Origin of the sequence: Anabaena lutea FACHB-196, from assembly GCF_014698305.1 — a bacterium.
In the GTDB taxonomy this organism is placed as follows: domain Bacteria; phylum Cyanobacteriota; class Cyanobacteriia; order Cyanobacteriales; family Nostocaceae; genus Anabaena; species Anabaena lutea.
The window spans coordinates 76,351-92,554 of sequence record NZ_JACJST010000022.1; the positions used below are offsets into that span (position 1 = coordinate 76,351).

General features: G+C 40.8%; 18 protein-coding genes and 1 pseudogene. 7 read left to right on the forward strand and 12 right to left on the reverse strand.

The window, feature by feature from the left end; translation table 11 throughout:
- Positions 1–8: 8 nt before the first annotated feature.
- Positions 9–311 carry an urease subunit gamma gene (gene ureA / locus H6G59_RS20650; RefSeq protein ID WP_190717771.1) on the forward strand — a complete coding sequence of 101 codons (303 nt, stop codon included), beginning with the start codon at positions 9–11 and terminating at the stop codon, positions 309–311.
- A 247-nt stretch (positions 312–558) separates the two neighbouring features.
- Here ureA and H6G59_RS20655 read toward each other — a convergent pair whose 3' ends face one another.
- The 3 genes and pseudogenes from H6G59_RS20655 to H6G59_RS20665 all read right to left on the reverse strand — a co-directional run bounded on the left by H6G59_RS20655 (position 559) and on the right by H6G59_RS20665 (position 2,114).
- Positions 559–1,191 (reverse strand): hypothetical protein, encoded by a 633-nt coding sequence (locus H6G59_RS20655; protein WP_190717773.1) that lies wholly within the window; start codon positions 1,189–1,191, stop codon positions 559–561.
- Between the two features lie 312 nt (positions 1,192–1,503).
- A pseudogene (locus tag H6G59_RS27870) lies at positions 1,504–1,668 on the reverse strand (CsbD family protein); the annotation flags it as partial.
- 263 nt (positions 1,669–1,931) lie between these two features.
- Positions 1,932–2,114, reverse strand: coding sequence for a CsbD family protein (locus H6G59_RS20665; RefSeq protein ID WP_190717775.1), 183 nt, complete (start codon positions 2,112–2,114; stop codon positions 1,932–1,934).
- Between the two features lie 435 nt (positions 2,115–2,549).
- Here H6G59_RS20665 and H6G59_RS20670 point away from each other — a divergent pair, with 435 nt between their 5' ends.
- The 4 genes from H6G59_RS20670 to H6G59_RS20685 all read left to right on the forward strand — a co-directional run bounded on the left by H6G59_RS20670 (position 2,550) and on the right by H6G59_RS20685 (position 7,504).
- Positions 2,550–2,855, forward strand: a complete 306-nt coding sequence (locus tag H6G59_RS20670; protein WP_190717829.1) for an urease subunit beta — start codon at positions 2,550–2,552, stop codon at positions 2,853–2,855.
- 119 nt (positions 2,856–2,974) lie between these two features.
- On the forward strand, positions 2,975–4,702 hold the full coding sequence (ureC, locus tag H6G59_RS20675) for an urease subunit alpha (protein ID WP_190717777.1): 1,728 nt from the start codon (positions 2,975–2,977) through the stop codon (positions 4,700–4,702).
- A gap of 63 nt (positions 4,703–4,765) precedes the next feature.
- A complete protein-coding gene (locus tag H6G59_RS20680) occupies positions 4,766–5,881 on the forward strand; it encodes a hybrid sensor histidine kinase/response regulator (protein ID WP_190717831.1) in 1,116 nt (371 codons plus the stop codon).
- A gap of 237 nt (positions 5,882–6,118) precedes the next feature.
- Positions 6,119–7,504 carry an aldehyde dehydrogenase family protein gene (locus H6G59_RS20685; RefSeq protein ID WP_190717779.1) on the forward strand — a complete coding sequence of 462 codons (1,386 nt, stop codon included), beginning with the start codon at positions 6,119–6,121 and terminating at the stop codon, positions 7,502–7,504.
- Here the strand turns inward: H6G59_RS20685 and H6G59_RS27655 are convergent.
- The 5 genes from H6G59_RS27655 to H6G59_RS20705 form a co-directional block, all read right to left on the reverse strand.
- Positions 7,501–7,629 (reverse strand): hypothetical protein, encoded by a 129-nt coding sequence (locus tag H6G59_RS27655; protein ID WP_277924646.1) that lies wholly within the window; start codon positions 7,627–7,629, stop codon positions 7,501–7,503. The two genes, H6G59_RS20685 and H6G59_RS27655, sit on opposite strands and share 4 nt — an antisense overlap.
- A gap of 123 nt (positions 7,630–7,752) precedes the next feature.
- Complete coding sequence (locus H6G59_RS20690; protein WP_190717781.1) at positions 7,753–8,346, reverse strand: sulfite oxidase-like oxidoreductase; 594 nt, start codon at positions 8,344–8,346, stop codon at positions 7,753–7,755.
- A 126-nt stretch (positions 8,347–8,472) separates the two neighbouring features.
- Positions 8,473–8,646: a 50S ribosomal protein L32 gene (rpmF, locus tag H6G59_RS20695; protein WP_071190913.1), complete on the reverse strand. Its 174-nt coding sequence runs from the start codon at positions 8,644–8,646 to the stop codon at positions 8,473–8,475.
- 111 nt (positions 8,647–8,757) lie between these two features.
- Positions 8,758–9,273, reverse strand: a complete 516-nt coding sequence (locus H6G59_RS20700; RefSeq protein ID WP_190717782.1) for a hypothetical protein — start codon at positions 9,271–9,273, stop codon at positions 8,758–8,760.
- A complete protein-coding gene (locus H6G59_RS20705) occupies positions 9,266–9,478 on the reverse strand; it encodes a hypothetical protein (RefSeq protein ID WP_190717784.1) in 213 nt (70 codons plus the stop codon). The genes H6G59_RS20700 and H6G59_RS20705 overlap by 8 nt, the downstream gene beginning before the upstream one ends.
- 72 nt (positions 9,479–9,550) lie before the next feature.
- Here H6G59_RS20705 and H6G59_RS20710 point away from each other — a divergent pair, with 72 nt between their 5' ends.
- Positions 9,551–11,404, forward strand: coding sequence for a caspase family protein (locus H6G59_RS20710; protein WP_190717787.1), 1,854 nt, complete (start codon positions 9,551–9,553; stop codon positions 11,402–11,404).
- Between the two features lie 172 nt (positions 11,405–11,576).
- Here H6G59_RS20710 and H6G59_RS20715 read toward each other — a convergent pair whose 3' ends face one another.
- Positions 11,577–11,954, reverse strand: a complete 378-nt coding sequence (locus H6G59_RS20715) for a Mo-dependent nitrogenase C-terminal domain-containing protein (protein ID WP_190717789.1) — start codon at positions 11,952–11,954, stop codon at positions 11,577–11,579.
- Positions 11,955–12,300: 346 nt separating this feature from the next.
- Between H6G59_RS20715 and H6G59_RS20720 the strand changes: the two genes are divergently transcribed.
- Complete coding sequence (locus tag H6G59_RS20720; RefSeq protein WP_190717791.1) at positions 12,301–13,497, forward strand: anion transporter; 1,197 nt, start codon at positions 12,301–12,303, stop codon at positions 13,495–13,497.
- A 22-nt stretch (positions 13,498–13,519) separates the two neighbouring features.
- Here H6G59_RS20720 and H6G59_RS20725 read toward each other — a convergent pair whose 3' ends face one another.
- The 3 genes from H6G59_RS20725 to H6G59_RS20735 form a co-directional block, all read right to left on the reverse strand.
- On the reverse strand, positions 13,520–13,771 hold the full coding sequence (locus tag H6G59_RS20725; protein WP_242038937.1) for a PIN domain-containing protein: 252 nt from the start codon (positions 13,769–13,771) through the stop codon (positions 13,520–13,522).
- Positions 13,772–13,877: 106 nt separating this feature from the next.
- A complete protein-coding gene (locus H6G59_RS20730) occupies positions 13,878–14,093 on the reverse strand; it encodes a hypothetical protein (protein ID WP_190717793.1) in 216 nt (71 codons plus the stop codon).
- A gap of 307 nt (positions 14,094–14,400) precedes the next feature.
- Positions 14,401–16,167, reverse strand: coding sequence for a ribonuclease J (locus tag H6G59_RS20735; RefSeq protein WP_190717795.1), 1,767 nt, complete (start codon positions 16,165–16,167; stop codon positions 14,401–14,403).
- Positions 16,168–16,204: the final 37 nt, after the last annotated feature.

Sequence of the window (16,204 nt, forward strand, 5' to 3'; positions counted from 1 at the left end):
AGAGAAGAATGCAGCTTACACCCCAGGAAAAAGATAAGTTATTAATTTTCACGGCTGCTTTAGTAGCGGAAAGAAGAAAAAATAGAGGTTTGAAACTGAATTATCCCGAAGCAGTTGCTTTTATTTCTGCTGCTATTTTGGAAGGTGCAAGAGATGGTAAAACTGTTGCAGATTTGATGAGTTATGGAACAACTTTATTAACTCGTGATGATGTCATGGAAGGTATTCCAGAAATGATTCATGATGTGCAGGTAGAAGCCACTTTTCCTGATGGGACAAAGTTAGTTACTGTACATAATCCTATTCGTTAATTAAAACCCATGAAGATAGGAGAATGAGAAGATATAGCATTTCCTAGTCTAATGAAGTACAAAATTATCTGCGTCCATCTGCGTTCATCTGTCTTGAAAAGTTGAGCCACTTGCTTGCGGGGGTTCCCCCCGTTGTGCAAAGTGGCGTTCCTACGCCGGGAAACCCGGCTACGAGGAACTTTTCGCTGCGTTTAATTATTACTGCTTGTACCTCACTTGAGTGGGAATTGCTATAAAGACTTTTTTGCTATGGGTTTGAATTCGTTGTAGTACCAGCATCTGAATTCGCCTTAGGCGTATTAGGATATGTCTGCGTGTTAGAACTCGACTTATCTGGGGTAGAAGTCGATGTTGGAGTCTTGGTGGATGATTCAGCAGGAGCTACGTTAATCGTCGTGTTCTGTTGAGCGGGAGCAGGCTGTGGATTATTAGGGGCAATCACCTTAACATCTGTCTTCTCTTGTTTAGGTACTTGCGGCTGGGGAACGTCAACTTTAACGTTGACATTAGGCGCTCTTTGTTGAGCAGGAGTAGGAACATCTGCTGGTACAGGAACACGCTCAACAGTATTCGTCTTTTCGATGATAGTTGTCTGTTTAGCTGGCTGTTGAGCGGGTGCAGGAGCAGGTGTAACAATTACTGAGTTGGTAGTTGGCCGCCCCCAAAAGTAGTAAGCAAGTCCACCCATTGTCAGCAAAGCAGTAATACCCATCCCAATTATGAAGCCACTAGCGGTATTATTTTGATCGCGTGCTTCTAGGGCTTCGTTCTTAAGGTTTGTTCCAGAGACACGACCATCAGAGTAACCGTGATCATAAGACCTAGATTGCTCATTTCTGAGATGATTTTCACGATTATTAGGATTGTTTAAATTAGTCATAGTTAGTACCAGAAATGATTAGTGGAATTAGGACACAAACAAATTTATAAAGTCTGCCTCTGTTCAGTCAAATTTAGCGATGACTGAACGGCTTTTGAATTTCGCTGATGTAAACCTGAAATTTTCTCTGCCTTAATTGAGGAAATCTTGAACCTTGGCCTTCACATCTTCTATGGTGTTACGAACTTGGCTTTCGGCTTGTTTAGATTTTCCAGCAGCTTCGTCTTTCAGATCACCTGTAACATTGCCGGCTGCTTCTTGAGTTTTGCCTTCAATATTCTTAGAGACTGCCTTTGCTCTTCCTGAAAAACTAACAGTGCTTTTCACATCTTCTACAGTGTTACGAACTTGGCTTTCTGCCTGTTTAGCTTTACCAACAACTTGGTCTTTGGGGTCGCCTGTAACATTACCGAAAGCTTCTTGAGCTTTGCCGTCAATATTCTTAGATACTGCCTTTGCTCTATCAATCGTTGCTATTTGAATATGGGGTTGACCGCTTATATCAGTCAGTGAAGTTGCCGCCCAACTATCTCCAGAAGGTAAACCCAATCCTATGGAAGTTGAGACTAATAAAACTAGGCTAATAGTGAGCAATTATTTCCGAACTTGTTGAAGTAAAACCATTATAAACTCCAAAATTTTTCTTATTAAGGCATTGATTTGACTATTAACTAAAAGCGTGAAACTAGAAAGTATAGATAGTTTGATGGCTAGTTATACTTTCTAGAAGAATGACACTCTTAGTCAATAATTTTTTTGACTTGATCTTTCACATTTTCAACAACGTGAATACTGCTTGCTTCGACTTGTTTTGCCTGACCTTCAGCTTGAGCTTGAGGATCTCCCGTAATATTGCCTAAAGCTTCTTGAACTTTGCCTTCAATATTTTTGGCAGTTGCTTCAACCCGTTTTTCTAAGCTCATAATCATCTCCGTATCAATTTTTGAGATTAAATGAATTTAAAATCACATTACCGCTGTGGACGATGAGAATATCGCCACTCTTCACCTCTAATCCAAAACCGGACTTGAGAGTTTCCCACATCACAGGAATTACACGGTGCAGCGGATTATTAGAGGTGACTTAACAAATTACTTTGTTTCAGTACTGGGTGATTATTTTTGTAATTTAACACCAAGAATCAGTTTATTTTTATACCTAAAGACATAATTAAATTCTTATACCTAAAGACATAATTAAGCTGCATAGCAGCTAGATTGTATAATGTAAAGGAACTATAAATGCTTGCATACACCTCGGCGAGTTCTAGATATGAAGATATTGCAGAACATTTGTTCTCAAGCCTTCAAACCATTTGTCTAATTTTGAGAAAAGCTGTAAATCAGGAAAACCAAATTATGATTCCCGGAGAAATTATTACCCCAATAGGTGAAATAGAATTAAACGTAAATCGTCCCACTACTAAATTAGTAATAGCAAATACAGGAGATCGCCCAATTCAAATAGGTTCACATTTCCATTTTTACGAAGTCAACACCGCCTTACATTTTGACAGAGAAAAAGCGCGAGGAATGCGATTAGATATCCCTGCCGGCACAGCCGTGAGATTTGAACCAGGAGACGAAAAAGAAATAACATTAATCCCCCTCGTTGGTACACACCAAATATACGGCTTCAACAACAAAATCAACGGCAACCTCTAAAAAACCCTCAGCGAACCTCCGCGCTAACCTCAGCGTCCCTCTGCGTTAAAAAAAGGATAAAATATATCCTACAAAACGAACCTCTAAAAAAACCCTCTGCGTTAAAAAAAGGATAAAAAATGCCCTACAAAATGAACCGCCAAGCCTACACCGATACATACGGACCAACAGTAGGCGACAGAATTAGACTAGCTGACACAGAATTATTTATCGAAGTCGAACAAGACTTCACAACCTACGGCGACGAAGTAAAATTTGGTGGAGGAAAAGTCATCAGAGATGGAATGGGACAATCTCCAATTTCTAATTATGATGGTGCTGTAGATTTAGTAATTACTAATGCTTTGATTCTCGATTGGTGGGGAATTGTCAAAGCAGATATCGGCATTAAAGATGGGAAAATATTTAAAATTGGTAAAGCTGGAAATCCTTATATTCAAGACAACATAGACATTATTATCGGACCCGGAACCGAAGCTTTAGCAGGGGAAGGAATGATTCTCACCGCAGGAGGTATAGATACCCACATCCATTTTATATGTCCCCAACAGATTGAAGTAGCTATTGCATCTGGTATTACCACCATGATAGGTGGAGGAACAGGCCCAGCTACAGGTACAAACGCCACAACTTGTACTCCAGGAGCCTGGAATATTTACCGAATGCTGCAAGCGGCTGACGCTTTTCCAGTCAACTTGGGATTTTTAGGAAAAGGTAATACCAGTCAACCTCAAGGATTGGTAGAACAAATTGAAGCAGGTGTAATCGGTTTAAAATTACATGAAGACTGGGGAACTACTCCTGCCACAATTGATACTTGTTTAACCGTCGCTGATGAATATGACGTACAAGTTGCAATTCACACCGACACCCTCAACGAAGCCGGATTTGTCGAAGATACCATCGCGGCTTTTAAACATCGTGCCATTCACACCTACCACACCGAAGGCGCTGGGGGAGGACACGCACCCGATATTATCAAAGTCTGTGGACAAACCAACGTTTTACCATCTTCCACTAACCCCACCCGTCCTTACACCCTCAACACCCTAGATGAACATCTGGATATGTTGATGGTATGTCATCACCTTGATCCAGCAATTCCTGAAGATGTCTCTTTTGCTGAGTCCCGCATTCGTCGAGAAACCATCGCTGCTGAAGATATTCTGCACGACTTAGGCGCATTTAGTATGATTGCTTCCGATTCCCAAGCGATGGGACGTGTGGGAGAAGTAATAATTCGCACTTGGCAAACCGCCCACAAAATGAAGGTACAACGCGGAACACTCTCCCCTCTCCTGGTAGAAGAGGGGTTGGGGGAGAGGTCAGACAATTTCCGGGCTAAAAGATATGTAGCTAAATACACAATTAACCCCGCAATTACACATGGCATTTCCCAATATGTGGGGTCAGTGGAAGCAGGAAAATTAGCAGATTTATGCTTGTGGAAACCAGCGTTTTTTGGAGTGAAACCAGAAATCGTGATTAAAGGAGGAATGATTGCTTGGGCGCAAATGGGTGATGCTAATGCTAGTATTCCTACACCGCAGCCTGTACACGCACGCCCCATGTTTGGCAGTTTTGCAGGTGCTAGAAACGCCACGTCATTAACTTTTGTTTCCCAAGTAGGTTTAGAAAGAGAAATTCCCCAACAATTGGGTTTGAAAAAAACAGCAGTTGCAGTTTCGGGAACAAGACAAATTAGTAAGCTGGATATGAAGTTAAATGATGCTTTACCTCATATTGAAGTAAATCCTGAAACCTATGAAGTTCGTGCAGATGGTGAATTATTAACTTGTGAACCTGCGACAGTTTTACCAATGGCACAAAGGTATTTCCTATTTTAGTCTATGACTGAACAATACTTACAGGGGTTTCTCCAATCACATACATTCATTAGTACTTACCCCATGAGTTTAAAATCTCCTCGCACTAGCAAAATACTAGTTGTAGACGACTCTCCTGATAACATTTTTCTCGTCAAAACCATTTTAGAAACCGAAGGCTATATAATTAGTACTGCTGAAAATGGTGCTGAAGCAATGGCACAACTGCAAGCATCTCCCTGTGATTTGGTGTTACTGGATTTAATGATGCCAGGAATGGATGGCTATGAAGTAACTAGATGTATTCGTAGCGAAATGAATTTGCAGCAATATATCCCCATCTTACTAATTACTGCCCACGATACCCCTAACGTCGCCCAAGGATTGGATTTAGGTGCTGATGACTTTATCCGCAAACCCGTAACAGTCGATGAATTATTGGCCAGAGTGCGATCGCTTTTACGACTCAAACATAGTATAGATGAACGTGATGAAATTGCCCTCCAGCGCCAAGATTTCGTTTCCCGTCTCACCCATGACTTACGCACTCCCTTAGTAGCCGCAGATCGGATGTTAAGCCTATTACAGCAAGGTGCTTTAGGAGAGTTATCACCGCCCATGCAGGAAGTCATGACTATCATGGCACGTAGTAACATCAACCTCCTGACTATGGTTAATACTTTATTAGAAGTTTATCGCTTTGAAGCAGGGCGCAAAACTCTCACATTTCAACCAGTTAATCTCAGCCAGTTACTTAAAGAAATCGCTGGAGAATTAGCCCCTCTAGCCGCAGAAAAAGCACTAGCTATAAATTTGGAATTATCTGATAACTTAACCACAAAAACCTTTATGGGCGATCGCTTAGAACTACATCGTCTATTTACAAACCTGATAGGTAACGCTATCAAATTTACAGATTCTGGTTCAGTTACCATCCGCTTCAAGTGTCAACATAGACCAGAAAAAACAGATCAATTTATAAATATTATTGAAGTAGCTGATACAGGTTCTGGTATTTCTCCTGAAGAACAACTCACCTTATTTGAAAGATTTCGTCAAGGTAATCACAACCGTTCTGGTAGTGGATTAGGACTATACTTGGCGCGTCGTATTGCAGAAGCACATCAAGGTTTTATTCATGTAAAATCTGAATTAGGTCAAGGTAGTATTTTCATTGTTAATTTACCCATAAAATCTTGATTACCCCCTTCCCAGCGTAAGATTACTTATCTTCTTCCTTCTTCCTTCTTCCTTCGCGTTCTTTGCGTCTTTGCGGTTCTTTCGCATTCTTTTTCTACGAGACGCTACGCGTAGCTTGCTTCCCCGTTGCTTTAGCTTCCCGCAGGGTAGGAATACCCGGTTCATTTAATCGGTATTATTCCAGAAGGAGGTAAGGAATTAAAAAATCCAAATTCAAAATAGTTAGGAGATAAAAAAATGGTTACTACTGAAATATCAAAAATTGCCGAAATTCTCAACATACAACGGAATTTTTTCAAAACTGGTCAAACTAAAAACGTTGCTTTTCGGATTGCACAACTCAAAATTCTCAAGCAAGCAATTATTGAAAATAAACCAGCAATCATCAAAGCATTAAAAGCAGATTTGCATAAACCAGAATTTGAGACTTACGCCACAGAAATTGGTGGAGTCAAAGAAGTTGACTATGCACTCAAAAATATCACGAATTGGACTAAACCGAAAAAAGCAGAAGTTCCCTTAGAATTCTTTCCTTACTCAGCTAAAATTCATCCAGAACCTCTAGGAGTAGTTTTAATTATTGGACCTTGGAACTATCCCTTTCAGTTAATTATATCACCTTTAGTCGGTGCGATCACCGCCGGGAATTGTGCCATTATCAAACCTTCAGAAATTGCTCCCCATACTTCAAAGCTTGTCGCTGAAATCATTGGTAAATACTTTGAAAAAAATTATATTGCTGTTATAGAAGGAGGTGTAGAAATCAGCCAACAGTTACTAGAAGAAAAATTTGACCACATCTTCTTTACTGGTGGTACAGCCGTGGGGAAAATCGTTATGGCAGCAGCGGCAAAAACTCTCACCCCAGTCACCTTAGAATTAGGTGGGAAAAGTCCTTGTATTGTAGATGCAGAAATTAACCTAGAACATACAATCAAACGCATTATTTGGGGCAAATTTATTAACGCCGGACAAACTTGTATTGCCCCTGATTATCTATTAGTAGACCAAAAAATCAAACAAGATTTGCTAAATGGTCTGCAAAAATGCCTCAAAGAATTTTATGGTGATAATCCAGAAACCAGTCCTGATTATGCCAGAATTATTAGCCAAAAACAATTTGCCAGATTAGCAAATTTTCTCAAAGATGGTGAAATTGTTATTGGTGGAGAAACTAACCCAGAACAAAATTATATTGCTCCCACAATAATTGATAATATTTCTGTAGAAGATTCAGTTATGCAGGAGGAAATCTTTGGCCCCATTCTGCCGATAATTGCATATACAGATATTGCTGAAGCGATAGATTTAATTAACTCTCGACCAAAACCTTTAGCTTTATACTTGTTTTCCCAAAATAAAGACCTGCAAAAACGAGTTTTACAAGAAACTTCATCTGGTGGCGTATGTATCAACGATACAGTTATGCAATTTGGGATTTCATCTTTACCATTTGGTGGTTTAGGTGATAGTGGTATTGGTAGTTATCACGGTAAAGCTAGTTTTGACACTTTTTCCCATCACAAAAGTGTTTTGAAAAACTCATTTTGGCTGGATTTAAATTGGCGATACATTCCCTATAAAAACAAATTATGGCTACTGAAGCGAATTATTGGGATTTAGCCAGTTTTGCTAAAAGCCAAAGCTGTATAGCAGGAGTCAGGAGACGCTTCGCAGACCTCCGGTTCAGGAGACGCTTCGCAGACCTCCGGTTCAGGAGTAAAACCCTCTTGTAGTGGGAGTTTCATTATCAATTGATGTCCTAACCACCCTGTCCACGGCTATAATATCAAATCACTTAATTAAAGCTACAAATGAATCTCCGCGTCACCGCGTCACCGCGTCTCCGTGTCTGTCCATTTGTATCAACCTTAAACTGAAACTGTATAACGTTCCTCTGCCCAAGGTTCACCACGACGGTGATAACCATTACGTTCCCAAAAGCCTAATTCTTCCTGTTCTAAAAACTCTAAACCATTAATCCATTTAGCACTTTTCCAAGCATAAAGGTGAGGAACAATTAGCCGCATGGGGCCACCATGTTCTGCTGGTAATGGTTCTCCAAATAGTTGAATAGCAAAAAAGTTTTCTTCCCGCACAAAGTCTTGCAGGGAAATGTTTGTTGTGTAGTCACCGTAGCAGTGTTCCATAACATGGGCTGCTTTTGAATCTACTTCCAGCAAACTCATGAAATCTGTCACCTTAATCCCAGTCCATTTAACATCAAGTTTTGACCAGCGGGTGACACAGTGAAAATCTGCTGTAAATTCCTGTTGTGGTAGTTCGAGAAAATCTGACCATTTAAATACAGCTGGTTTTGCTAAACCCCAAACTCGAAATTCCCATTCTTCTATGCTGATTTGGGGCGTTTCACCATAAGTTAAGACGGGGAAACCTTTAGCTAGATGTTGGCCAGGAGGAACCCGTTCGCTTTCTTCTAGACCTGGTTTCTGAAAAAATTTCATCACATCACCTCCTGGAAACATCCGCCATAACGCTGGGCGTTTAGCGGTTTGTGGTTGATTTGATCAGGAAAGCACAGAAAAAGCGCTTCTATGGCTTTGCTATTCATGCTTTTCCTGATGCAGAAATTATGACTCTTCTTCTGGTTCTTCAGCCGTTGGATAGACGAATCGAGAACGTCCAGACAAAATTGATTTGCCGAGAGAGAGCGCTTTTTGAGCTTCAACAACAGCCTTGTGTGTCCAGGTAGCGCGGCGTTTGTCTCGTTTGGATTTTGATGTTTTCTTCTTTGGAACAGCCATGATAGCGGATATGGTGATTCTTGACAACCTTTTTATTCTAAGCCATCAATTGACATCAGCAATGGTAGATACTACAAATTTCGGCTAAGTCGAATACAGTTGATGATCTGCTTATGGTGTTTTGGGCGTAGATTGCTTAACTGTGGCAGGTACATCAGGTGCAGGATCAGGAAGTGCTGTTTGTGTTCCAAATAAAAGTAGCGATCGCGCAGTTTGGAAGTAAGTCACCCAACGTTGGGGATCAGGGCGCTGTTTCCATTCCACACGACTGACATCTAAAGCCAAAACTGGAGCGATTAATCCATGACTCTGCACGGTAACAATTATAGAAACATCTGTAACTAATATATCTTGGTCAAAGCTGCGTTGAGCCGCAGCCCTAGCAACCATTTTTGCTCTTTCCAGAACGGTTTCGTAGTTTTCATCCTTGAGACTTTCAATGCCTAAGTCAACTCTGGCTGTGTAAGCTTGCACATTTTGGGGTGCGATCGCGGACATGGCAAACCACAGAGGAACCGATAGTAACAGCCACATTCCTCCTTGAATTATCCGGATTTTCCTGCCAAATTGGCCAATAAATGAAAAGGGGATGATTGATGATGGTTCTTGAGTGTAAATCCTAATCATTAACTGCTGTCTCCTGAATAATGACCTTTCGTTTTAATTGAGTAAAAGTATTTTCCGCTTTAGTAACGTCATAAAGATTACATTTTATCTGGTGATTAGCAAGAAGGACAGTAGGCAGAAAATATATTTTGCTCGCTGCTAAAGGTTGAAACTTCCTAACTAAATTTTTTTGTGGGAATTCCCTACACACCACACCTTTGTTCATAGGTTAGCTTTGTTATTTGAGCAAGGCCAACCGCAATTTTAGGCAAACAATAAATAACCGACAAAGAGCGGGATGGTAAATTACTGGGCGATCGCTATTGGCATCAATCAATATCAATTATTCCAACCTTTAAGTTGCGCTCAAGCTGATGCTGAGGCATTAAAGGATTTTTTGGTGACAGAAACAGGTTTTTTGCCTGAAAACTCCCTGCTGATGACAACTACGTCGCCACCTATAGGGGAGCGAACCTCCTACCCAACTAAGGAAAATATTCTGTTTTTGCTGGAGGAATTAGCCGCCACATCTTGGCAACCAGAGGATCAGCTATGGTTCTTTTTCAGCGGCTATGGAGTTAACCACAACGATAAAGATTACTTAATGCCGATAGAAGGCAATGCCGAACAAGTTCGGGATACAGGCATAGAAGTGCGATCGCTAATGCAAGGTCTACAAGTTACCGGACTCAATGTCTTACTCATATTAGACATCAACCGCGCTTTTGGTACTCAAGCCGATGCTCCTGTTGGTCAAGAAATCCTCGAATTAGCCCAAGAATTACAATTAGCAACTATTCTTTCTTGCCAACCAGAGGAATTTTCTCACGAAAGTAGCGAACTAGGTCTCGGATTCTTTACAGCCGCCTTATTGCAAGCTTTACGTTCTGGGAAGGGCAGCAGCTTGGCAGATTTAAACAGCTATTTGAGTTCTTTCACCCCAGAACTATGTCAACATCATTGGCGACCTATCCAAAACCCTGCATCTTTTATCCCTGCTAAACCGCAAGTTATCTTGCCAATTTTGACATTAGATAGCGACTCGGAAGCAGAGCAAATTATTTTTCCTGAAGAAAACTTTGCTGTGAGGAGTGCAGCAATTCCTTTGGGAAATAAAGACTCTAAAAATTCTACCTCAGACAAAGCTTGGTGGGCAGAAAGCAAAACTGTAGAAACTACACTCAACAAAACTTCTTCAGAGGTTGAAAAGCCGGCTACTTCTCCAGATGGAGCAGTTTCTAATCCCTTGGTAGATAGTCATCAAATGCTGGCAACTTCTCCAGAATTAAATACAGCAGGCAGGTTTATCCCTTCCGCTGCTAAAGACTACGCCAGTCCCTCGGTTCAGGCCAACACCCCCATTTGGAAACAATTTATCTTATGGGGTGGAGGCAGCATGATTATAGTAGGTTTAATCGCTACTTTTCTTCTCCGCAATCAAGCTAGTTTTCGGTTTAAACAGTTATCAACAGCTGTTAGTAATCCTACAGTTTCCCAAACAATTGAACCAACACAACCAGTCAGCGCCCCCATTGCTTCCACTCCTGACCCCAAAAAGCGTGATCAAGCACTTTTTGAACTAGCGAAAATGTCCCTCAGCGAAACTAAAGCTGCTGATTTGAGTCAAGCGATCGCCACGGCTAGAAAAATTCAACCCGGTGAACCCCTTTATCAACAAGCTCAGGATAATATTCAGGTTTGGAGTCAGATGATTTTAGATTTAGCCACAGAACGCGCTCAAAAAGGACAATATGGTGAAGCGATCGCTACTTCTAAGTTAATTACTATTTCTGAGCCACTTTATCCCCAAGCGCAAGCGGCAATAGAAAAATGGCGACTAGAAGCCAAGCAGTATGTAAGTAACAAAACTGTGTTAGATGCGGCTAATGCTTTAATTCAACCCGGACAAGCTTCTAGCTACAATCGAGCCATTGAAGTTGCCAAGAGAGTACCACCAGGACAACCAGGCTTTGATATAGCCCAACAATCTATTAATCAATGGAGTGAACAGATTTTAGATTTGGCTAAAAATCGCGCCGCTCAAGGTGACTTCAGCACCGCTATTGAAACCGCTACTCTAGTCCCAGAGGTGACAGCCGCTTATGAAGACGCTCAGGATGCTCTTCAAAAATGGCAAGCTCAAAAGAATTAGTCATTAGTCATTGGTCATTAGTCATTAATTAAAAAGTCCAGAGTTCACAGAAACTGCAATTAACTCTGGACTCGGTACTCAATACTCAGTACTCGTTACTCGGTACTCAATACTCAATACTCGTTACTCGGTACTCAATACTCGGTACTCGGTACTCAGTACTCGCTACTCATTAGCAGTACTGTGAAATATCTTCGCCGCACTCATCAGCTAAATAGCACATTGCTCGAAACCTTAAACCTACTACTTCTTCATACAAAGGGTTTAGTTTGCACATTGGCGGAATGTGAAACAGGGTTTTACCAAATAGTTTGACATCACGCTCAAAAGGACATTGAGCCGGAATGTATTGACACAACCGATGAGCAAGCAAGCGATCGCTAACTTTGAGGTTATCCAACCACTGACGCAACGGCACCAGAAAATCCCAATCAAACTTAGAATGTGAACTTTGTAATTGGGTAGCATCAGCTGTACTCGTCTCTGCTTGATGGAGCGATACCCAACTGACTAGAAAAATCTTTTTAGTGGTATTATTAAATACCTTCATGATCACGCCTCTCTTTTAATGAGGGTATTCACCTTACCGATGAATATATATACAATTAAGACAATTGCCTTTCCTGAACAAAAACTATTCTGACGGGAATTATATAAAAAGTGTGAGTAGGCACTTAAAGTCAGAACCGATGTATTACTACGTCAAGTTAAGCGTAATTTTCCCGGAAGTGGTACTGTATTCCTCGGAACTTCTTCATAACTTAACACAGTTTAAATTCTAATGAAGACCTCTACCTTTGGGCAGGTTTTAGTGTAACATTTACAAGTCTTATTATATCTAATAATTATTAGTAGTTTTGATAAATATAAATGCTGCAAAAACTTAAGTTTAACCGTTGATTGTGCTGCAATTTACCATTTATGGCGTGTTAGGGCTAACTTACCTGGGTTTAGCACTGGGTTACATTCCCGGTTTACGGATGAACCGCGCCACTATTGCCCTCGTCGGTTCTGCTTTTTTAATTGCGTTGGGTGTCCTGAACTTACAGGAAGCATGGCTGGCTATTGATGCCAACACCATCGTATTTTTGTTGAGCATGATGGTAGTTAACGCCAATTTAGCCTATTCTGGGTTTTTCCGTAAAGCCCTATCGGTGTTATTGAGTATCACCCGCAGCCCTTTGGGATTATTAATAACTTTAACTTTTGGTAGCGGTATTCTCTCGGCTTTTTTCCTCAATGACACCTTAGCGCTGGTTTTTACACCGTTGACTCTCAGCTTGACACAAGCTTTAGGTTTGAATCCCATACCTTATTTACTAGCGATCGCAGGTGCAACTAATATCGGTTCAGTCGCCACTTTAAGTGGTAATCCCCAAAACATCCTTATTGGCTCATTTTCAGGCATCAGCTATCTAGATTTTTTACGGGCATTAGCGCCCATTGGGATAACAGGCTTATTTATTCAGGTAGCATTACTCTGGCTACTTTATCCAGATGTACGTTCAAACCAACCTTGTCAACTGTTAAAAATAGATAATCAACGCATTTTTAAACCCTTATTTAAGAAGACATTAATTATCACCACCGGATTATTAATTGCTTTTGCTGTGGGTTTACCTTTAGCAGAATCCGCCTTAGTCGCTGCCAGTTTGTTGCTGATTACTAGACGAATTAAACCACAACGTATTCTCAAAAAAGTAGATTGGAATTTGTTAGTAATGTTTTCTGGACTTTTTATATTAACGAAAGTCACACAGAAGTTGAATTTACTACAACCATTTACTCATGTAGTTAAATCTGAGCTTGGTTTATTAGGAATCACAACTATTATGTCAAATCTGATTTCTAATGTTCCTACTGTACTGCTACTACAGCCGCTAATTGCTCAAGATGATACTCGTTCTTGGCTGTTGCTGGCAGCATCATCAACCCTAGCTGGTAATTTAACTTTGTTTGGTGCTGTTGCCAATTTAATCACCGTAGAAGCCGCTGCTGAATTAGGCTACAAACTCACATTTTGGGAGCATCTCCGCTTTGGTGTACCGTTGACTGTTTCTACTCTACTTCTAGTTTACCTCTGGATTCATTAGCTGAACTACCTATCGTATTTCATTACACAATTTGCACTGACTGAGTATTAATTTCTATTAAGTTAGCCAGTTTTACGTCATTCGTAAATAATGTAGCGTTTAGAGATTTTGCAGTTGCTACAATTATGGCATCAGGAAGTCTAAGTTTGTATTGTTTGCGAAGTGCAATCGTTAAATTTTTAATATTATTATCAATACCAACAACTGTAATTTTATTTAAAAAATCAATTATTTGTGTTTCTTCAACTGAACTCAGGCTAGGATAAGATAACAATCAGTAATCACTGAAACAAAATATTGCCCGGATGCTAATGGGTTTACTAACCTACCACCCAAAAAATACAGCAATATATTTGTATCTAACAATATTAAAGGCTGCGTCAACTCCATTCATCCCTAATTTGTTGTTGATATTCTAGAGAGTCTTGAGTTAATTTAATAATACCCGCGTACTTGTTTAAATCACAATTTTCTTGTTGTTGTAATTGATAGGCATTTAAGATTTGTTCAATTTTTTGCCAGTCTTGATAATCAATCAAAACAGCCACTGGGTGCATTGCATCATCAGTAACAATTTTTTTGTTAATAGGTAGCATAACTCTTTACTTGCTATATAATCTTGATCTTTATTTATCTTAGCTTTTCACATCTTGAAAAAAAAGTAATTCTCTGAGCCTCAATACAAAAGAGCAAAGATGCTAAAAAACACCTTTGCTCCTTTGCGTCTATCGCGCGAAATAAATCTTAGAGGATGTTTGAAAAGTATTGCATGAAACCAATCAACCCCAAAAACCTAACCCCCCTTCCCTACAAGGGAATGGGGGTTTCAAAGCCTCTCTCCTCGTAGGAGAGAGGTTTGGAGAGAGGTTTTTCAGTAAATTTTTAGACTTCTCAAACAACCTCTTAGGAAGCTACTTGCGCCGTTGGACGAGTCCGTCGCCTTCTACCATCAGCAACCTTCACAGGTGGTTCATCAGGGATTTGCATCAACAAAGTCACAGAAGGTTGACATTGCAATTCTCGGCGCATGGAACGTGCCAATTCTTTTTCTAAAGTTCCTTGTAAACCACCCCAATCGATATCGGCTGGTTCCCCTCCGGCTGAAAATTCCGACCAACGGACACTGAGAATTTCTTCAATTCGCTGTTGTACCCACTTTAGCAAGAGTGATCTATCTATACTTGTCACCACACCCCGCAGGTGAATTTCTGGTTTTGCCAACAATTTACCAGTCCAATCAATGGCAGCCGCAACAGTAACAATACCTTCTGAAGCCATACTTTGCCGTTCTTGCAATACTTTGGCGCTGACCATACCAGAACTAGTAGTATCCACAAGTTCAATCCCTGATTGCACTTTACCTGCAACACGGATAGATTCTTCGGTCAGTTCTATCACATCCCCATTCTCAATAATAATCATATTTTCAGATGGGATGCCCATACTTTGAGCCGTTTCCGCGTGCTTGACCAACATCCGATGTTCGCCGTGGAAAGGCACAAAGAACTTGGGACGAGTTAAAGCAATCATCAGCTTTTGGTCTTCTTGACAACCGTGTCCAGAAACGTGAATGCCTTTATCCCGTCCATAGACCACTTTTGCTCCCTGAATCATCAATTTATCGATGGTGTTCACCACCGCAATTGTATTGCCAGGAATTGGGTTAGCGGAAAATACGACTGTATCTCCTGTCCGAATTTTGATGTGGGGGTGTTGTTTGTTAGCGATTCGGGTCATGGCTGACATCGTTTCACCCTGAGAGCCAGTGGTCAGAACCAGCACATTCTCATCGGGCATACTGCGAACCACGTGCAATGGTTGCAGCAGATTATCTTCGCACTTGATATAACCTAAATTCCGGGCATGGGCAATTAAATTCAGCATGGAACGCCCGACTACTGTGACTACACGGTTGTGTTTCTTTGCCAAATCCAAAATCATGTTGATGCGATGAACGCTGGAAGCAAAGGTGGTGACAAATAGTCTTCCAGTGGCTTGAGAGAAGACTCGATCCAGATTAGGATAAACAGAACGTTCTGAAGGTGTAAAACCTGGTACTTCTGAGTTAGTGGAATCACTTAATAAGCAAAGTACGCCTTTCTCGCCATGTTCTGCTAGACGTTGCAAGTCAAATTTTTCCCCATCGACTGGGGTGTGGTCAATTTTAAAATCTCCTGTGTGGATGACTACACCCAGGGGAGTATGCAAGGCAACTGTGAAGCTATCAGCGATGGAGTGGGTATTGCGGATATATTCGACAAAAAAGGCTTTGCCAATTCGGACTACATCGCGGGGCAGGACTGTTCTTAATTCTGTGCGATCGCGTACCCCTGCTTCTTCTAGTTTACCCTCTAGCATTGCCATTGCTAGTCTGGGGCCATAAATCACCGGGATATCAAATTGCTTGAGGTGAAAAGCAATCCCCCCGATATGGTCTTCATGACCATGAGTCACGACCATGCCTTTAATTTTATGGCGATTTTCTCGTAGATAAGTTGTATCTGGTAATACAATGTTAACACCATGCATTCCGTTGGTGGGAAAAGCCAATCCTGCATCTAACAGGATTATTTCGTCTTCGTACTCGAAAACACAGGTATTTTTACCGATTTCGTGCAAGCCACCCAAAGGAATAATTTTGAGGGCTGATTCAATTTCGTTTTTAACCATTTTCTCCTTGAGATTGTTGTTTGTTGTGAATCAGTTG